This is a genomic window from Cupriavidus sp. 05T313, from assembly GCF_056396665.1.
This window is the reverse complement of sequence record NZ_JBFTLX010000029.1, coordinates 1-17,263: the sequence shown is the minus strand read 5'-3', so window position 1 is coordinate 17,263 and position 17,263 is coordinate 1. Positions and strand designations below refer to the sequence as shown.

The following is a 17,263-nucleotide window of genomic DNA, read 5'->3' as shown; positions in this document are numbered from 1 at the left end:
ATTCTCTGATGACACGCTTATGCCGGATCGCGCTGGCCCTCGTTGTCGCCGGTGCAAGCTTGCTTCCCGTGCCAACGCGGGCGGCCACCGCCTTGACACCGTCCACGGTGGACATTGCGCAGTCGCCGCTCTACGGACGCAACCAGAATGTCAACCCGAACCTGCTGCTGTCGCTGTCGGTGGAGTTCCCGACGGTGGGCGCGGCGTACCGGACCGGCACCTACACCCGCAGCACGGAATATGTCGGCTATTTCAACCCGGCCAAGTGCTACAACTATTCATCCAGCGGGTACTTCGAGATCGCTGGCAATGCCAGCGCCAATCACGAATGCTCGGGCCAGTACAGCGGCAACTTCATGAACTGGGCCACGGCCTCCGCCATCGACATGCTGCGCTTCGCGCTCACCGGTGGCGACCGGGTGGTGGATACCCCCACGGACACCGTGCTTCAGCGCGCCGTGCTGCAGGATGATTTTTTCAACAGCGGTTCCTACTTTCCCGCCAAGACGCTGACCAAGTCCAGTTCCAGCGTACCTTCCGCGGTGACGCCGTTCACCACCGATACGCTTTACATCACGTCGTGCAGCAACAAGGTGTTCTTCGGCACCAAGACCGGCAGCGGCGCTTCGTGCGGCAGCCCGGGCAGCTATGCCAACCTCGGCACCATGTATGCCCGCGTCAAGGTGTGCGATGCGAGCGAAGGCAGTTCCCGCACCGACCTCTGCAAGCTCTACGGCACCAACTACAAGCCAGTCGGCGAAATGCAGAAAAACGCCGACCGCGTGCGCTTCGGCGCCTTCGGCTACCTGAACGACAGTTCGGCCACGCGGTACGGCGGCGTGCTGCGGGCCCCGATGAAGTATGTCGGCCCCAAGATGATCGACGGCAACTTCAGCCAGGTCAGCAATCCGAAGACCGAGTGGGATCCCAGCACGGGCGTCTTCGCTGGCAACCCGGAAAATGCCGGCGAAGGCATCAGCGGCGTGGTCAACTACCTGAACCAGTTCGGCCGCTCGGGCAAGTACAAGGGCCTGGACCCGGTCAGCGAGCTGTACTACGAGAGCATCCGCTACCTGCAAGGCAAGCAGCCCACACCGGAAGCGATCACTGACCTCCAGACCGCCTACAAAGACGGCTACCCGGTCTATACCAGCTGGTCTGATCCGGTCGTCGCGAAGTGCCAGCGCAACTACGTGCTGAGTATCGCCGACATCAATACGCACTGGGATCGCTACGTTCCCGGCAATACCCGCACGACCTATATATCGGGCGGCAAGGCGGTAACCGCAAACGACCCCGTGCGCGCGATCGAGGCCGACGGCTTCGACGTCATGGCCTGGACCAGGAAGGTCGCGGACATGGAGAGCACGACAACCTACGGCAATAGCAAGCCCAACTCCTCGCTGGCCAATATGAGTACGGCCGACACGGGCTCCAGCGGCCACGGTACGTACTACATGGCGGGTGTTGCCTACTGGGCGCACACCTACGGCTTCCGGGCGGATATGCCGTCGTTGCGCGTGACCACCTACACCATCGACGTCAACGAGAACGGCGATGGGACCGTCGGCACCGCGCAGCGCCAGAGCCAGTTGTACCTGGCGGCAAAATACGGCGGTTTCAACGATGTCAACGGCGACGGCAGCCCCTTCACCACGTCGGGCGCCAACAATACCGTCGCTAAAAACGACAGCGAATGGGAAGCGACCCCGACCGGATCCAATGTGCCTGCGACGTGGTTCCTGGCGGGTCAGCCGACCGCCATGATCAAGGCGATCCGCGATATCTTCTCCAAGATCGTCAGCTATGGCGGCACCATCTCCGGCGTCGCGCTCACCTCGTCACGCGTTTCCAGCGGCACCTTTATCTTCGCGCCGGGTTTTGACCAGAACTGGACGGGCAAGCTCTCCGCCTTCGCGCTGAGCAATGACAACGGCATCCAGATCGCAAGCAAGGAAAGCTGGGAAGCCGGCGCCTTGCTCACCGCGCGCAGCGGCAGCGCCGGCTCACGCAACATTCTCACGTGGGTGCCCGCCAGCAGCGGCGCGGGTGCTGGCAGCGGCGCGCCATTCGACTGGTCATCCATCAACAGCGCGCAGAAGCTCTCTCTAAAGCTCAATGCCAACGAAAGCGACAGCGCCGGAACCGCGCGCCTGAACTACTTGCGAGGCGACCGCAGCAACGAGGAATCGACCGGTGGCACCGGCAGCCTGCGCGCGCGCAACTCCATCCTGGGCGACATCATCAACTCCGGCCCGGCCTACGTTGCGGCCCCCTCCACGGCGATCAACGAGTCCGACTACGGTGCCTTCTACAAGCTGTACCAGAATCGCACCCCGGTGGTCTACATCGGTGCGAACGATGGCATGTTGCATGGATTCAACGCACTGACCGGGGCTGAACTCTTTGCCTATGTACCCAATGCCGTGATGGGGAACCTGATCCAGCTGACGTCGTCCAGCTACGTCCATCGGCCCTATGTGGACGCCACGCCCGTGGTAGCGGAAGCCCGGATCGGCGGCAACTGGAAAACGGTGCTGGCATCCGGACTCGGCGGTGGCGCGCAGGGGCTGTTCGCACTCGACGTGACCGACCCGTCAAACGTGGGAGCCGGCAATGTGCTGTGGGAGTTCACCGACAAGGACGATGCCGACATGGGCAACATCATGTCGACGCCGCAACTCGCCAAGCTCTATGTCGGCGTGGACGCGAACAAGGTCCCGCAATACCAGTGGTTCGTGATCACCGGCAACGGCATCAACAACAACCTGAACGACGGATCGAGCAATGYGGCAGCGCCTTCCGCCCTGTTCATCCTGTCACTCGACAAGGCACCGGGCACACCGTGGCGGTTGAATTCGAACTACTGGAAGATTTCGATGGCGGCGGACAGCAACAGCACCGTCGCCAACGGACTGGGCTCACCGTCCCTGGTGACCCTGGCCTCGCGCCAGACCGTGGCCGCCTATGCCGGCGACCTGCAAGGGCGGCTGTGGAAATTCGTGCTTGGCGGCGGCCCTTCCACCTGGAACGCCAGTGGGGCGCTGCCCTACTACGGCGGGGGCAACCTGGGCCAGCCGCTGTTCCGGGCCCGCGATGCGAGCGGAAATCCGCAGGCCATCACGATCCAGCCGCAGTGGGTCTATGCCCCGGGCGGCTATATGGTGGTCTTCGGCACGGGCAAGTATTACGAATCGGCCGACACCGGCACAGGCTCCTCGCAGCCCCAGAACTCGATGTACGGGGTCTACGACAGCGGCGGCGCCCAGGCTGTGAGCGGGCGCTCCGTGCTCAACCGGGTCACGCTGAAGGCCAACTCGAATGGCGGCTACGACTTCAGCAGCAGTGCCTACAGCCTCGGTTTCCCCACCAAGGACAAACCCGCCCCGAGGGCCGGCTGGTACTTCGATTTCGTCGACAGTGGCGAGCGCCAGGTCACTTCGCTCGTCTCCGCGTACAGCCAGATCTGGTTCAATTCGTTGATGACGGGGGCCGATCTGTGCGGTGCCGGCAGCGGCAGCCATAGCTATCAGCTGTCCGCGCTGACGGGCATGCCGATCTCGGGCACCAGCACGGGCACGCCGGTCACGGCGCCCAGCTCAGGGACGACGTCGACCCTCGGTATGCTCGGCGCGCCGGTGCTGATCCAGACCTTGACCACTGTCGACAGCCAGCGCAATTCCGTCGGCCAGGTGACCACGAACAAGACCATTGATGTCTACTCCTTCGGCGCCAGCGGCGGCGGCCGCACGGGGGGCGCCAAGTTGTCCAGCAACCCATATGCCGACACGACCGCAACGCCTGGCTTGACTCCGGGCGGCCTGCCCATCACGGGCCGGTTGGGCTGGCGCGAGATCCGCAACTTCGGAGCGACGAAATGAACTGGCGCAGGCGTGCGGTACGCGGCTTCACGCTGATGGAGCTGCTCATCATCGTCACCATCATCGGCATCCTGGCGGCGATTGCGTATCCGAACTACACCGAGTACGTTGCACGCGGCCGGCGTGCGGAAGCCAAGGCGGCGATGCTCAATGCCATGCAGGCGCTCGAGCGCCATTACGGGCAATTCAACACGTATGCGGATTCCGCCGATCCGACCAAGGGATGGCAGGGCTTCCCCCTGCAGTCCAACAGCAATCTCTATACGTTATCCGCCCTGGCGTGCGGCGCGCTCAGTTTCAATGAATGCGTGCAGGTCAATGCCGTCCCCAGGCTGACTGACGCCACATGCGGCACGCTGCTGCTGCGTAGCACTGGCGAACAGGGCATCCTGGTCAGCAATGTATCGAGCTTCACCAACCTGCCACAGGCTTGCCAATGACGCGCGTCCGCCCCGCCCGCCCATCGCGCGGCTTCACCCTGATCGAGCTGTTGACCACCATAGTCGTGATGACCATCCTGGTTGGCTATGCCATGCCCAGCTTTACGGGTTTCATGCAGCGCAACGCGCTGAATGCCGAGGCAGGGGCGCTCGCGTCCGCGCTGGGCACCGCACGCGCCAATGCCATCTCGCACAATACCTGGGTCACGGTCGCGCCCGTCAACAACGACTGGCAGAACGGCTGGACGGTATGCCTGAACCCCGCCCGCAGCGCCGACTGCTCGTCGGGCCAGACCATCCTGCTGCAACATGCCCAGCTGCCACGCAACCTCACCATCAGTTTCACCGGAACGCCGCAGGTCAGCGTGCTCTCCTATTCCCCCGTGGGCTACACCCGCACACTGACCGACGCCATGATGTCGGCGCAGATCCTGGTGACGCTCGGCAGCGACAGTCAGACTCGCCTCATCGACGTCAGCCAGCTAGGCCGGGTCCGCGTCTGCACTCCCGATACAGCCCAGCCGACGGCTTGCAAGGCGTAGTACGAAGGCGCGCAAGCGGATGATTCTCGCCAGTCCGCTCATACGCACCGTAGTCAGCACAATCCGCAACGTTTCACCCCGTTGTTTGACGTTATCGTCGGCACCTCTGCCCAACTTGCGAGCGTGCCGTGCCGATCCTCCATGCTGCCCTGACCGCCATGCCGGTTCCGCGCAACACGCGGGCCAGGCGACGCGTTGCCGTGCGCCGCCCGACAGGCGGCTACCTCCTGGTCGAGTCCCTCACCGCCCTGGCGCTCCTCGCGATCGGCATGCTTCCGCTTGCCACGCTCGCACCTGTCGCGCTCGGCGCGCTGCGCCACTATGAAGACATCGGGCACGCGACGCGTGCCGCCGCTGAACTGGCGGAGTTGGAGGATCCCCGCCTGGCGCTGTCGCCGCTGCACGCCCGCGGCATCGGCGCGCCTCATCTGCAACTGTGCCGGTCGCTCGCTCCGGCGGGCACGGAGCATGGCCTGCCGGGTTGCGCACCCGGGCGGAAGCTGGCGGTCGTGGGGCCGCTGCCTCGTTCCGCTAGCCCGGACGACGAAGCTGCATTGCGCGCCGTCGCGCTGTGGATCAGGCCATGAGACGCCTTTGCAGGCACGGCATCCGCATCTGGAGCGACACGCGTCCCAAGCGCCCGCGAGGCTTCTCGCTGATCGAACTGATGATCGGACTTGCGCTTGGCATGCTCGCAGGCGCGCTGGCTGCGTCGGCTTTCCACGCGGTACAAGTCGCCTACCGCGCCGCGGTCGACCTTGTGCTGCTGGAGGAGCGGGGCCAGCGTGCCATTGCCGTGGTCTCCCACCTGATCCGGCACGGCGGCTGGCGGCCGCCTGGTGCAACCGCCCTGCCCGACACGCCACCGGCGCTGTCCGGGCGCGACGATTGCGGCCAGCCCGGCATTGCCGCGCAACCCACCTGCGCGCGCCGCGGTGTCAATGGCAGCGACGCGCTGCTGGTGCGCTTCAGCGGCAGTGGGCGCGCGCAAGATCCCACGCTGCCCGACCAGACCATGACCGACTGCAGCGGCTATGCGCTCCCGGCTGCCAGCGCCGGCGGCGATGCCATCGGAAGCGGCGGTACCTATGCCGGCGCGAACTTGCTCTATGTAGCCAACGGTGCCGATGGCGAGCCGCAACTGTTGTGCCGCTATTCCAGCCGGCGCGACGGACGGGTGCAGCAGGGCAACTGGACTTCCGGCGCGCTGGTGCGCGGCCTGGAGACAATGCAGTTGCGCTACGGCATCGATACCGATGGCGACGGCAAGGCCGATATGTTCCTGCGGGCCGAGGAGATCCGCGCCAGGGGTGAAGCGGCCTGGCACGAGGTGCGGGTAGTCCAGGTGGCACTGGTGCTGCGTGGCGAACGCCCGTTGCCGCGGGCTGCCGCGGCCGCCGCGCTTGTCTTGTTTCCGCCGCCGGGGCCGGGCGCGCATGGCGGCGACCTCGTCTTCGATCCCCCTCCCGGGTCCACCTTGATGCGCCGCGTGTTCTCGACATCCGTGCGGCTGCGCAATGCAAGCCCTTGCATGGAAACGCTATGTTGAATCCGGCATGGACGCCAGGCGTGCCAATGCAGCGCGTTGCCACAGTGCACCGCAAGCGTGCCGGCGGAAGCACCACACTGCTGCTGACAGCCACGATGCTGCTGCTTGTGGTTGCCACCACGCTGGCCGGCCTGCATTTCCTGCTCTCCAGCCGTCAAGTGACCACATATCAGTTGGAACGCGAAATCGCCTTTCGCGCGGCGGAGACGGCATTGCTCGATGCGGAAGCGGAACTGCTGGAGGCGCTGCGCGCCGGCGCTGCCGGGGCCGACGCGCGCCTTGCCGCGTGGCCGCCGCCTGGCCGGTGCGGCATCGGAGCGCAACTGGGGCTGTGCCGGCCTGCGGCGAACTCTCCGCCGCCGTGGGAGGAATGGCTCGCGGCGCGCCGGCCGGATGAGGCCACCGGCGTTGCGCTGGGCACCTTCAGCGGCACCACCTTGCCCGGCTTGCCGGCCGGAACGGCAGGCGTCGACACCTTGCCACGCTATGTCGTGGAACTACTGCACGAGCGCCCGCCCGGCGAATGGCTGGGAGCGGACTATGCGGCTGGCGCGGGACCGCGGCTGCGCTTTCGCATTACGGCGCTCGGCAGGGGAAGAGACATCGCGGTACGCAGCTTGCTGCAAAGCGAGTTCCAGCCATGACCCTCTTCGCCCGGTGTTGCATCGCGCTGATTGCCCTCCCCGCGTGGCTGCCGTGTACCGGCGCGGCGCGGGGCGCGGACGCTTACGTCGCGGAGCCTGGCATCCATGCCTGGAGCGGCCGCCTGCGCAGCCTGGCACTTCCATCGGGCGAGCACGAGGTAGCGCAAGCGTTACCGCCGCCGGCCTGGGAGGCGGGCGCACTGCTCGACATGCGCGATCCCGAGTCGCGCCGCTTGTTGACGGCGCTCGCCGGCTCCGACGAAACGCCGACGCGACTAGCTCCGCTGCAATGGGAAGCACTGGATACCTTGACGCGCGCTCTGCTCGATCGAGCCGGCTCCGAAGGGCCTCACGACGGCGAGGGCCGGGACCGGCTGGCACGCTTGCGTGGCGCACGCCAGGCGCCGGACCCGGCAGTGCCGAAGTCACCGGTGTCCGGGACCGGACGACTGGGGCGCCCGGCCGGCACGCCACCGGTAATGGTTCCGCCGCCCTCCTGGCTGCCCGGCCGGCCCGGCCACGCGGATTTCGCCGCGTTGCACAGCGCGCGCCCGGCGCTGGTCTGGCTGGGCACGCGCGACGGCTTGCTGCACGCGTTCGAGGCGAGATCCGGCAAGGAAGTGCTCGCATTCCTGCCGCGCAGCTTGCTGAGCCAGGCCGCCGGCTGGGCATCGCGGACGGCAAGCCCGGCTCGGGCCGTCACCGCGCCCGTTGCGCCGTGCCCTTACCCTGAAGCGGCGGACGTGGCGCTGGAACCCGGGCGCTGGCGCACCGTCCTGCTATGTGGCGTGCCGGCCAACCCGCCCGGCGAGGAAGCGCGGGCAAGCGTGTTCGCCCTCGACATCAGCAGCATCTCCGACCATGCCGCCCAGCCTCCGGCGGCGCTGCTCTGGGAAACCACGGCTTCCGGCACGCTGCCGCTGGCGCCTGCCGGGCCTGTCCGCGCCTTGGCGCTAGCCACACCTGAAGGTGGGCGCTGGTATGCCATGGCTACGCTGGCCGCCGCGCCGGACGGCAAGCTCCCGTCCGGCGGGCCACATCGCAATCCATCCGCGCGGCAGGCAGGCCTCGCCCTGCTGCCGCTGGACAAACCCACCCGCGCCCCGTGGCATGGGCGGTATGCGATACCGCGGCTACACCTGCCTGACCACGGTTGCGGGGTCGCCGGCGCCCGCCCCGCCTTGCTGGCGGCGAGCGTCTTGCCGGACGCTTCCGGCATGGCCGTGGCAGCCTATGCCGTGGATGCCATCGGCAGGCTCTGGCGCTACGACCTGCGTGGCGCGGCGCCATGGCACGATAGCGGCCAGCGCGTTCGCTGCATCCACCGCGTGGAGAATTCCTTGCCATGGCCGAGCGGCACGGCAACGGCAGCGGCACCCGTCCTGATCGCCGCTCCCGGAGGCCACCTCGCGGTGTACGGCAGCGGCAATCACATTGCCGCTGTCTTCGACAGCGCCGCCCTCGCGGAGGCGGGCGACGCCGGGGCCGGGGCTGCGCGCGTCGCGGCCCACTCCCGCGGAGACGGCGTCGTGCTGCGCCGCCAGCCCCGCGAAGCAGACCGCCCCGGTCAGCCAGCGACGGCAGGCTGGCACCTGACCTTTCCCAACCCCGGCGAACGGCTGGACCGGCTCATTCCCGCCGATCCGGGCTACCTCGGCGTGGTGACGCGCACGCCCGATGCACATCAGCGCATTTACCTGATTCATGCGTTGAGCGGCGAATCCACCATCAGCGAGCATGCCGGAGGCCCCCTAATTTATGCAACGACCGGGCTGGACGCGGGTGCCCATGCGGCGGTCGTTCTTGGCCGCGTGCCGCTACCACCCGAACGATCCCCACAGCCCGGGATCGCCTCACGCGAGGCCGTAGCGCTCACGCTCTGGTCCCTGGAGCATGGGCGTGCCGTCCCGCATAACCGCACTGTCGCCAGCCGCCGCACCGGCCGCCYTAGCTGGCGCGAACTGATCCGCTCCGGCTCGCCATGAGCCACCCCTTGCCAAAACCGCCACCCGGCACGTGGCCAGGTACGTGCCCCCAATCAATCGCCGGAAACCGGGTGCGCTCCCACGCATCGGCCGGCGGCCGCCATGGAGAATGCGCATGACGCACCACCCTCGCCCGCCCGGATTCACCCTGCTCGAAATGCTGGTCACGCTGACGGTGATGACCATCCTCACGGCGATGGTCGTGCCTGCCTGGCATCGGCATATGGAGCGAGGCTGGCGCGCCGAGGCGCGCAGCGCCATGCTTGGCGCGATGCTGGAACTGGAGCGCCACGCGCTGGCCACCGTGAGCTTCGCGAGTGAACCCGGCGGCGCGGTGGTAGCCGGCAAATGGCCACTGCCCGTGCCAGCGCCGCCGGCGCGCCCGCGTCACTGGATCAACGCCAGCGCCTGCCCGAGCGGCGGGCTGGAGCGCTGCGTCGAATTGCGCGCCGTGCCCCAGGCGCCGGACGCGTCATGCGGCACGCTGATTCTGCGTAGTACCGGCGAGTGGCTTGCGCAGCCCGCGTTGGCGGCAAAGCCGGTGCCGCTGCCGCGGGCTTGCTGACATGCCGGGGCATCGGCCTTCGCATGGCCGCCGGCATCGAAGCGGCGGCGCAACACTCGCCGAACTGCTGACCTGCCTGGCCGTGCTGTCCATGCTCGTGGCATTCGCCTACCCGTCCTGGCAGCGCTTGCTGGCGCGGCAGCAGGTGGTACTGGCGGCCGACCGGCTCGCCGGCTCGCTGGCACTCGCGCGCGCCACCGCCGTTGCCCGGCGCGCGGACGTATTGCTGGCGCCCTTGCCCGGCGCGGCAACGCTGGACCAGGGCTGGCGCCTGACACTGCCGCCCTCCGGCACCGACGGGCCTGACCGGCACGATGGCGACTTGCTGGCCATGGTCGAACTGCACAGCGCCTGCCTGCGCATCGCACTGCGTTCGACCACGCAAGGCAACCATACGCTGCACATGGCAGCTGTGGGATACTCTCGCTCAGAGCAAGGCGGTTTCCTCGCCGCCACCTTCACCGTGACCTGCCAGGGTGAACAGCGGCAACTAAGGCTCGGTGCCCACGGTCGCATCCGCCTGTGCACGCCGGGCCAGGATACCGATTGCGGTGGTCCCGACCAGCCCCCCGCCGCCCTGACACTTGAAGACTGAAACCAACCTCAACTCGCCGCCCGCGCGGCAGGAAGCACCAGGCCTCATGTTCTCCGATACCGACCACGCAGCCATGGCACAAGCTCTCGCGCTAGCTGCGCGAGGCATGTACACCACCACGCCCAATCCGCGCGTTGGCTGCGTTTTGTCCAAGGACGGCAAGATCATCGGCCAGGGCTTCACGCAACCCGCCGGACAGGATCACGCCGAGATACAGGCGCTCAAGGACGCCGCCGCGCGCGGCAACGATCCGGCCGGCGCCACGGCCTTCGTCACGCTGGAGCCTTGCAGCCATTTTGGCCGGACGCCGCCCTGCGCGGATGCGCTGGTGCGCGCCGGCATCGCGCGCGTCGTAGCGGCCATGGAAGACCCGAATCCCACCGTTTCCGGCCGCGGCTTGCAACGGCTGCGCGAAGCCGGCGTGGACGTGCGCTGCGGGCTCCTGGAAAAAGAAGCCCGCGAACTCAATATCGGATTTGTCAACCGCATGACGCGCGGACTGCCCTGGGTGCGGATCAAGGTTGCCGCCTCGCTCGACGGCGGTACCGCGCTGCACGATGGCACCAGCCAGTGGATTACCGGCCAGGCGGCACGCGACGATGGCCATGCCTGGCGCGCGCGCGCAAGCGCCATCCTCACCGGCATCGGCACCGTGCGCGACGACAACCCACAGCTGAATGTGCGCGCCGTGGACACGCCACGCCAGCCACAGCGCGTGGTGGTGGACTCCCGGCTGGAGATCCCGCTGGACGCACGCCTGCTGACACCGGACACCGGCGATTTTGCCAAGCCGGTGCTGGTGTTCTGCGCATTCGACGACGGCGCGCGCCGGCGCGCGCTGGAGGCTCGCGGCGCCGAGGTGGTGGTGCTGCCCAATCCGCACGGCAAGGTGGAACTGCGCCACATGCTGGAAGAACTTGGGCGGCGCGGCGTCAACGAGCTGCATGTGGAAGCCGGGTTCAAGCTGAACGGCTCGCTGATCCGCGAGCATTGCGCCGACGAACTGCTGGTCTACCTGGCGCCCAAGCTGCTGGGAGATGCGCAAGGCATGTTCCAGTTGCCGCCCCTGGCACGGCTGCAGGACGCCGCGGCCTTCCGCTGGCACGACGTACGCATGATCGGGGAAGACCTGCGGCTGATCGCACGCCGCGCCGACCACGCCTGACCGCCTGCCGCCCCCCCCGACAGGAAGCCGCGGGCAAATACGAACTGGCGCCGCACCTGCTAGCATGCGTGTTTTCCCATCGCATTTCGCACCGACCATGTTCACTGGCATTGTCGCGGCCGTCGGCCGCATCGAATCCGTTTCCCCGCTGGGTGCCAGCGAAGCCGCAGCCGACGCCGGCGTGCGCCTGCGCATCCGCGCTCCCGGGCTTGACCTGTCCGATGTCATCCTGGGTGACAGCATCGCCATCCAGGGCGCTTGCATGACGGTGATCGCGCTGGACGGAGACGCCTTCGACGTGGATGTATCGCGTGAGTCACTCGACAAGACCGCCGGCCTCGACAAGCCAGGCCGCGTCAACCTGGAAAAGGCGCTGACCCTGGCCGACCGTCTCGGTGGCCATCTGGTATCCGGCCATGTCGACGGGCTAGGCGAAGTCACGCACTTCGCTCCGGTAGGCGAATCCCACGAGTTGCGCGTGCGCGCCCCGCGCGAGCTCGGACGCTACCTGGCCTACAAGGGGTCGGTGGTAGTCAACGGCGTATCGCTCACGGTCAACAAGGTCATTGACGAGCAGGACAGCTGCACCTTCTCGATCAACCTGATCCCCCACACGATCGAGGTCACCACGCTGCAGGATCTCAAGCCCGGCGCGCGCGTGAACCTGGAGATCGATCTGATCGCACGGTACGTGGAACGCATGCTGAGCGCGCCGAAAGCCGCCTGATATGCGCTCTTCCAGGCGCCGCTAGCCGGCCGCCATTGCCACGCACCCCAAGCGCCAACCGCCACCGGGAAGTCCCCGGGGGGCAGCGCGCGCCTTGCGGCGCGCGGTTGACGTACAATATTGGGCCAGACCGCTGCCGCGGCCGGCCGGTTTCCCCCCAAGGCGGGTCCCGGCGAGCCGGTGCCGACAGCCGGCCAGCAAGCCATCCCGCCCGAAATTCAGCCAGAATTCCAGCCCCAACCTCAGCCCGCTTTCCAGCCTGCATGCCATGACAATCGCCCGTACMGAAGAMATCATTGCCGAMATYCGYGCCGGCCGCATGGTTATCCTGGTTGACGAGGAAGACCGCGAGAACGAGGGCGACCTGGTGCTGGCTGCCGATTTCGTCACACCGGAGGCGATCAACTTCATGGCCAAGTATGGCCGCGGCCTGATCTGCCTGACGCTGACCGCCGAGCGCTGCCGCCAGCTTGAGCTGCAACCCATGGTCAGCCGCAACGGCACCGTCCACGGCACCAACTTCACGGTATCGATCGAAGCGGCCGAGGGCGTCACTACCGGCATTTCGGCAGCCGACCGGGCCCGTACCGTGCAGGCCGCCGTGGCAAAGGACGCCCGCGCCACAGACCTGGTCCAGCCCGGCCATATCTTCCCGCTGAYKGCCCAGCCCGGTGGCGTGCTGAYCCGCGCGGGCCATACCGAGGCCGGCTGCGACCTGGGCGCCCTGGCCGGCCTTACGCCGGCTGCCGTGATCTGCGAGATCATGAAGGACGACGGCACCATGGCGCGCCTGCCCGACCTGGTCGAGTTCGCGCAGGAGCATGACATCAAGATCGGCACCATTGCCGACCTGATTCACTACCGCAGCCGCACCGAGAGCATTATCGAGCGCGCCGGCGAGCGCACCATGCAAACGCCCTACGGCACCTTCAACAGCATCATCTATCGCGACAAGCCGAGCGGCCGCGCGCACCTGGCGCTGGTCAAGGGTGCGCCGCAGCCCGACCGCGAAACGCTGGTGCGGGTGCACGAGCCGCTGTCCACCCTGGACCTGCTCGAAGTGTCGCGCACCACGCATTCGTGGAGCGTGCCCGCCGCGCTCGAGGCCATCGCCCAGGCCGATCACGGCGTGATGGTGCTGCTGAACTGCGGGGACACGGCGGAGCAGCTGTTCACGCAGTTCTCGGCCCTTGATGCCCCGCAGAATCGCCCCCGTGTGAAGCCGGACCTGCGCACCTATGGCACCGGCGCCCAGATCCTCAAGGATCTCGGCGTGGGCAAGATGCGTGTGCTGGCTTCCCCGCTAAAAATGCCGAGCATGACCGGCTATGACCTTGAAGTGACTGGCTACCAGCCCATGAGCGGCGGCCAGGCAAACTGAACTACCGGATATCCGGCGGCCGCAATCCTATCGCCGGCCGCCACCCCGAACCCAGGAGAACACAAGATGGATCACGGTTTCTATCCCAGCAACCTCGAAGGTGAAGGCCTGCGCATCGGCATCGTGCAAGCGCGCTTCAACGAGCCGGTTTGCGACGAACTGCGCGAAGCCTGCGTGGCCGAACTGGAAAAGCTGGGCATCGAAGGCGAGGACACCCTGGTGGTGACCGTGCCCGGCGCCCTCGAGATTCCGCTGGCACTGCAAAAGATGGCCGAAAGCGGCCAGTTCGACGCACTGATCGCGCTTGGCGCGGTGGTCCGCGGCGAGACCTACCACTTCGAGCTGGTCTCGAACGAATCCGGCGCCGGCATCACCCGCGTCGGACTGGACTTCAACGTGSCCATCTCCAACGGCATCCTGACCGTCGACACCGACGCCCAGGCTCACGCCCGCACCCGCGAGAAGGGCCGCGATTGTGCCCGCGCCGCGGTGGAAATGGCAAACCTGGTCTCCGCGCTGGATTCGCTGCGCGGCCAGGAAGAGGATGAAGACGAGGACGACGATGAGTGACGCGCCCGATAGCAGCAACCCCGCCGGCAAGYCGGCGGACGACGCCGGCGCCAAGCCCGCCGCCAAGTCCGAGCCCAAGGCAGCGCCCAAGAGCGCGCGCCGCCGCTCGCGCGAACTCGCACTGCAGGGCCTGTACCAGTGGCTGCTGAATCGCAACGATACCGATGCGATCCAGGCCCATCTGCACGACGCCCAAGGCTTCAACAAGGCTGACCGCGAGCACTTCGACGCCCTGCTCAATGGCGCCATCCGCGAAGAAACCAGGCTGACCGGTGCGTTCGAGCCTTTCCTGGACCGCCCGGTGGCCGAGCTGTCGCCGGTGGAGCGCGCTGCCCTGCTGATCGGCAGCTACGAGCTGATCCACTGCGTCGACATCCCGTACAAGGTTGTCATCAACGAAGCCGTGGAACTGACCAAGACCTTCGGCGGCGTGGAAGGCTATAAATACGTCAACGGCGTGCTGGACAAGCTGGCCGCCAAGGTGCGCGCGCCCGAACTGGCCGCCCGACGCTGAGCGACGGCAACCTGCGCCGTTCACGGCGCCAGGCTTGCCGTTCAGACACCCGCTCCGGCGGGTGTTTTTACTTCTACGCCGATCAACTCGGCTTAATTCCGCTTTAACTTCGCACCTCCTCCCCGAACCCAGCCCACCAAGCCTATTCCCGCCATGGACATGCAGCGCCTCGCCACCGCCTCCCGACTTGCCAATATCGATGCCTTCCACGTGATGGAGCTGGCCAAGCAGGCCGCCGAACTCGAGCGTGCCGGGCGCCACATCATCCACATGGGCATTGGCGAGCCCGACTTCACCGCCGCCGAGCCAGTCGTGCGGGCGGCCGAGGCGGCCATGCGCCGGGGCGTCACCCAGTACACCGGCGCGCTGGGCATCGCGCCGCTGCGCGAGGCCATCGCCGGCTATTACAAGACCATGTACGGGATCGACATCCCGGCGCGCCGCGTGATAGTCACCGCCGGCGCCTCGGGCGCGCTGCTGCTGGCGTGCGCCGTGATGGTGGAGATCGGCGCCGAGGTGCTGATGCCGGACCCCAGCTATCCCTGCAACCGCCATTTCGTCGCAGCCTTCGACGGCCGTGCCAGGATGATCCCGAGCGGCCCGGCCCAGCGCTTCCAGCTCACGGCCGCGCAGGTGGAAGCACACTGGGGCGAGCAGACCCGTGGCGTGCTGCTGGCCTCGCCCTCCAACCCCACCGGCACCTCGATCCTGCCGGATGAGCTGGCGCGCATCCTTAGGGCCGTACGCGCCCGCCAGGGCTTCGCCATCGTCGACGAGATTTACCAGGGCCTGTCGTACGACGCGCCGCCGGTATCGGCGCTGAGCCTGGACGACGATGTGATCACCGTCAACAGCTTCTCCAAGTACTTCAATATGACCGGCTGGCGCCTAGGCTGGCTGGTGGTGCCGGACGAACTGGTGAATGCCTTCGAGAAAGTGGCGCAGAATCTGTTTATCTGCGCCTCGGCGGTGGCCCAGCACGCGGCGCTGGCCTGTTTCTCCCCCGAAGCGCTGGCCATCTATGACGCACGCAAGGCCGAATTCCATCGCCGCCGCGACGCCATCGTGCCGGCGCTGGAATCGCTCGGCCTGCGGGTGCCGGTCAAGCCGGATGGCGCTTTCTACGTGTATGCGGACTGCCGGGGCGTCAACCACCCCGCCGCGGGCGACGCCGACACCCTGACCCAGGCCATGCTGCGCGATGCGGGCGTGGTCATGGTACCGGGTCAGGATTTTGGTCCCTATACGGCCAGCGACTATATCCGGATCTCGTATGCGACCTCCATGGAGAACATCGAGGAAGCCATGGCGCGACTGGGCAAGTTCTTCGCCTGAGGGATGCACAAACGAGACCCAAACGAAAAAAAGCACCCCTGTGGGTGCTTTTTTTCTGCTTGCCGGCTCCGTCTTGTCCTGGCGGGCCCGGAGGCGCCTTCTCGCGCGTGCCGGCAAGCAGCAGCCGTCCAGGCCGCCGCCGGTGCGTATCAGGCGCTTCTCGGCACGTTCCCGGCGGCTTCCAGCTTGTCGCTGGCCGTACCTTGATGGTGCTCTGCCTGCGACTTGGCGTCGGTAGTCACTTCCGGCTTGGCAGCCACGGGCTCAGCCGTGACGCTGCGTACGCCCGGCAGCTGACGCAGGCGGGCACGCTCTGCCAGCACCTTAGCCCCATAGCCGCCGTCGGTGTTGGTGGTCGCTGCGCCGACGTAGTACTTCAGGCCGCCTTCCAGCGAACCCGCGCGGGCGATGCAGTCCTTCAGCACCAGCGCGCCGATCTTGATATTGGCGTACGGGTTGAGCGCGGCTGCCACGCCGCCCACGGCCTCGTACTTGTCCTGGTGGACCTTGGTCATCACCTGCATCAGGCCCTGCGCGCCCACGCCGCTCTCGGCGTACGGGTTGAAGCTGGACTCGATGGCGATCACGCCCAGGATCAGCAGCGGATCAATGCCAACCTCACGCCCGGTCAGGTACGCGGCCTTCACCAGCTGCGCGGTTGCCTGCGCCGCCACGCGGTACTTGCGTGCGATGTACTCAGCCACGACTGCCTGCTCGCGCGCGCTGCCCAGCGTAGCCGGGTTGCGTGCATCCAGCGCCACGCGCTGCGCCGGGATCTGCGCGGCCAGGTGGGCCACGGAGGGCACCTTGCCGGCCGGCTGGCCCCAGTCGTCGGTGCCGGACACCGTGGGCAGACCCACGGGCTTGGCCGGCGCCAGACCGATCTTGGCCGCGGCCACGTCGGCCGTACTGGCAGGCACCGCCGCTTCCATCAGTACCGCGGGCGCTTCCTCGCCGGCCAGCGCGCCAGCGAGGGCCGTACGCCACTCCTGGCTGACCGATAGCGATACAGCTGCGACYGCAGACAACACCCCGAGACTGTTCAGGGCATATTTCAATGTTGCGCGACCGCTCCGTAAGGCGCGGCCAGCGACCGGATGCGCGAGGCGGACCTGCAATGCCCGATTCACTCCGGGTACCGGTTGTCTGAAACGGACCTGCAATGCCCGCCCGACTCCGGGAAGATGAAGGGTTTTCCAACCACTCATACTTACCTCCATCCGCCGTCCGCTTCGCGCCGCGTTGTTGCGCCGCACGTCCGTTGACCGCGTATTCAAGTAAGGATGCCGCGCCGCCTAGCAATGACGTCCAGCACCTGTTGGTGAGCGCTCCCCATGCGCCCAACGAGAAACAAGGTAGGCTCTTGGGGG

The 17,263-nt window shown here is 67.2% G+C and carries 16 protein-coding genes; 15 read left to right on the top strand and 1 reads right to left on the bottom strand.

Annotation, left to right across the window (positions count from 1 at the left end; all coding sequences use genetic code 11):
• The first annotated feature begins 8 nt into the window (after positions 1-8).
• From AC1DKD_RS09705 to AC1DKD_RS09635, 15 genes are all read left to right on the top strand, one after another.
• Positions 9-3,881 (top strand): pilus assembly protein, encoded by a 3,873-nt coding sequence (locus AC1DKD_RS09705; protein WP_477143221.1) that lies wholly within the window; start codon positions 9-11, stop codon positions 3,879-3,881.
• Complete coding sequence (locus AC1DKD_RS09700; RefSeq protein WP_441624843.1) at positions 3,878-4,321, top strand: type IV pilin protein; 444 nt, start codon at positions 3,878-3,880, stop codon at positions 4,319-4,321. The genes AC1DKD_RS09705 and AC1DKD_RS09700 overlap by 4 nt, the downstream gene beginning before the upstream one ends.
• Positions 4,318-4,863 carry a GspH/FimT family pseudopilin gene (locus tag AC1DKD_RS09695; RefSeq protein ID WP_441624845.1) on the top strand — a complete coding sequence of 182 codons (546 nt, stop codon included), beginning with the start codon at positions 4,318-4,320 and terminating at the stop codon, positions 4,861-4,863. Before AC1DKD_RS09700 ends, AC1DKD_RS09695 begins: the two co-directional genes overlap by 4 nt.
• Before the next feature lie 128 nt (positions 4,864-4,991).
• A complete protein-coding gene (locus tag AC1DKD_RS09690; protein ID WP_477102319.1) occupies positions 4,992-5,450 on the top strand; it encodes a type IV pilus modification PilV family protein in 459 nt (152 codons plus the stop codon).
• The gene (locus AC1DKD_RS09685) at positions 5,447-6,412 is read left to right on the top strand and encodes a PilW family protein (protein WP_477111661.1); all 966 of its coding nucleotides are present in this window, start codon (positions 5,447-5,449) and stop codon (positions 6,410-6,412) included. Before AC1DKD_RS09690 ends, AC1DKD_RS09685 begins: the two co-directional genes overlap by 4 nt.
• Positions 6,406-7,056, top strand: coding sequence for a pilus assembly protein (locus tag AC1DKD_RS09680; RefSeq protein WP_477111662.1), 651 nt, complete (start codon positions 6,406-6,408; stop codon positions 7,054-7,056). Before AC1DKD_RS09685 ends, AC1DKD_RS09680 begins: the two co-directional genes overlap by 7 nt.
• Entirely contained in the window at positions 7,053-9,041 is a 1,989-nt protein-coding gene (locus AC1DKD_RS09675; protein ID WP_477143220.1) for a pilus assembly protein, read from the top strand. The genes AC1DKD_RS09680 and AC1DKD_RS09675 overlap by 4 nt, the downstream gene beginning before the upstream one ends.
• Positions 9,042-9,156: 115 nt before the next feature.
• Entirely contained in the window at positions 9,157-9,606 is a 450-nt protein-coding gene (locus tag AC1DKD_RS09670) for a type IV pilin protein (RefSeq protein ID WP_035863912.1), read from the top strand.
• Position 9,607: 1 nt separating this feature from the next.
• The gene (locus tag AC1DKD_RS09665; protein ID WP_441624855.1) at positions 9,608-10,201 is read left to right on the top strand and encodes a pilus assembly FimT family protein; all 594 of its coding nucleotides are present in this window, start codon (positions 9,608-9,610) and stop codon (positions 10,199-10,201) included.
• Between the two features lie 46 nt (positions 10,202-10,247).
• Positions 10,248-11,366, top strand: a complete 1,119-nt coding sequence (gene ribD, locus AC1DKD_RS09660; protein WP_441624857.1) for a bifunctional diaminohydroxyphosphoribosylaminopyrimidine deaminase/5-amino-6-(5-phosphoribosylamino)uracil reductase RibD — start codon at positions 10,248-10,250, stop codon at positions 11,364-11,366.
• Positions 11,367-11,463: 97 nt separating this feature from the next.
• Positions 11,464-12,093 carry a riboflavin synthase gene (locus AC1DKD_RS09655; protein ID WP_441624859.1) on the top strand — a complete coding sequence of 210 codons (630 nt, stop codon included), beginning with the start codon at positions 11,464-11,466 and terminating at the stop codon, positions 12,091-12,093.
• A gap of 268 nt (positions 12,094-12,361) precedes the next feature.
• Positions 12,362-13,474, top strand: coding sequence for a bifunctional 3,4-dihydroxy-2-butanone-4-phosphate synthase/GTP cyclohydrolase II (gene ribBA / locus AC1DKD_RS09650; RefSeq protein WP_477143219.1), 1,113 nt, complete (start codon positions 12,362-12,364; stop codon positions 13,472-13,474).
• Between the two features lie 66 nt (positions 13,475-13,540).
• The gene (ribH, locus tag AC1DKD_RS09645) at positions 13,541-14,044 is read left to right on the top strand and encodes a 6,7-dimethyl-8-ribityllumazine synthase (RefSeq protein WP_477143218.1); all 504 of its coding nucleotides are present in this window, start codon (positions 13,541-13,543) and stop codon (positions 14,042-14,044) included.
• Positions 14,037-14,558 (top strand): transcription antitermination factor NusB, encoded by a 522-nt coding sequence (nusB, locus tag AC1DKD_RS09640; RefSeq protein WP_477143217.1) that lies wholly within the window; start codon positions 14,037-14,039, stop codon positions 14,556-14,558. Before ribH ends, nusB begins: the two co-directional genes overlap by 8 nt.
• Before the next feature lie 153 nt (positions 14,559-14,711).
• Positions 14,712-15,893, top strand: a complete 1,182-nt coding sequence (locus AC1DKD_RS09635; RefSeq protein ID WP_477111664.1) for a pyridoxal phosphate-dependent aminotransferase — start codon at positions 14,712-14,714, stop codon at positions 15,891-15,893.
• 149 nt (positions 15,894-16,042) lie between these two features.
• On the opposite strand, the gene AC1DKD_RS09630 is transcribed toward AC1DKD_RS09635, so the two are convergent.
• Positions 16,043-17,101, bottom strand: coding sequence for a transglycosylase SLT domain-containing protein (locus AC1DKD_RS09630; protein WP_477111665.1), 1,059 nt, complete (start codon positions 17,099-17,101; stop codon positions 16,043-16,045).
• Positions 17,102-17,263: the final 162 nt, after the last annotated feature.

What these genes read in the sequence shown, in the direction of transcription:
- AC1DKD_RS09670 (WP_035863912.1), top strand. Translation starts at nt 9,157, where the DNA reads ATGACGCACCACCCTCGCCCGCCCGGATTCACCCTGCTCGAAATGCTG.
- AC1DKD_RS09635 (WP_477111664.1), top strand. Translation starts at nt 14,712, where the DNA reads ATGGACATGCAGCGCCTCGCCACCGCCTCCCGACTTGCCAATATCGAT.
- AC1DKD_RS09700 (WP_441624843.1), top strand. Translation starts at nt 3,878, where the DNA reads ATGAACTGGCGCAGGCGTGCGGTACGCGGCTTCACGCTGATGGAGCTG.
- AC1DKD_RS09685 (WP_477111661.1), top strand. Translation starts at nt 5,447, where the DNA reads ATGAGACGCCTTTGCAGGCACGGCATCCGCATCTGGAGCGACACGCGT.
- AC1DKD_RS09680 (WP_477111662.1), top strand. Translation starts at nt 6,406, where the DNA reads ATGTTGAATCCGGCATGGACGCCAGGCGTGCCAATGCAGCGCGTTGCC.
- AC1DKD_RS09655 (WP_441624859.1), top strand. Translation starts at nt 11,464, where the DNA reads ATGTTCACTGGCATTGTCGCGGCCGTCGGCCGCATCGAATCCGTTTCC.
- ribD (WP_441624857.1), top strand. Translation starts at nt 10,248, where the DNA reads ATGTTCTCCGATACCGACCACGCAGCCATGGCACAAGCTCTCGCGCTA.
- AC1DKD_RS09665 (WP_441624855.1), top strand. Translation starts at nt 9,608, where the DNA reads ATGCCGGGGCATCGGCCTTCGCATGGCCGCCGGCATCGAAGCGGCGGC.
- AC1DKD_RS09695 (WP_441624845.1), top strand. Translation starts at nt 4,318, where the DNA reads ATGACGCGCGTCCGCCCCGCCCGCCCATCGCGCGGCTTCACCCTGATC.